The 535-nt window shown below is 37.8% G+C and carries 1 protein-coding gene; it reads right to left on the bottom strand.

The window, feature by feature from the left end:
• Positions 1–196 precede the first annotated feature (196 nt).
• The gene (locus ACT29H_RS16780) at positions 197–463 is read right to left on the bottom strand and encodes a transposase (RefSeq protein ID WP_444822805.1); all 267 of its coding nucleotides are present in this window, start codon (positions 461–463) and stop codon (positions 197–199) included.
• Between the last annotated feature and the right edge of the window lie 72 nt (positions 464–535).

Below are 535 nucleotides of genomic sequence, written 5' to 3'. Positions count from 1 at the left end.
CCATAATATTCATCAAATCCTCTGGTGGGATATTTTTCACTCAGTTCATTGAGCTTATCAATTACTTCCCCATCATCACGCCGGCTTTCATAATACCACATCGAGCGATGCAAATCCGTTAATCGGCATGCCCTGCCAATGCTGATGTTATAACTTGTCTGTAAGTATTCAGCTCTTGCTTTCTTCTGGCAGGGCTTTAAAACTTTTTTCCCAACAAATCTTTTAACATCTTATTATCCAGACTCGCCTCAGCATACATTTGTTTCAGCTTCCGGTTTTCTTCTTCCAATTCTTTTAATCGTTTAAGCTGAGAGACTTCCATCCCAGAATATTTCTTGCGCCAATTATAAAAGGTGGCTCGAGATATCCCATATTCACGACATAAACTTTGGGCTTCAATACCACTTTCATACTCCTTGAGTATCTTTACTATCTGACTCTCTGTAAATCTTGACTTTTTCATAACTGTTTTTTGACTGCTTAAAATTAATATTTTGTCTAATTTTAAGCTGTCCAATTTGCGGGGAAGGCTACA

It is taken from the genome of Thermophagus sp. OGC60D27 (genome assembly GCF_052400625.1).
Classification (GTDB): Bacteria; Bacteroidota; Bacteroidia; order Bacteroidales; family Marinilabiliaceae; genus Thermophagus.
Note: the sequence above shows the minus strand (reverse complement) of the source record. Positions and strands in the feature narration are given on the sequence as shown.

Excerpts from the sequence above, each read along its gene's own strand:
- ACT29H_RS16780 (WP_444822805.1), bottom strand. The coding sequence starts at position 463 with ATGAAAAAGTCAAGATTTACAGAGAGTCAGATAGTAAAGATACTCAAG.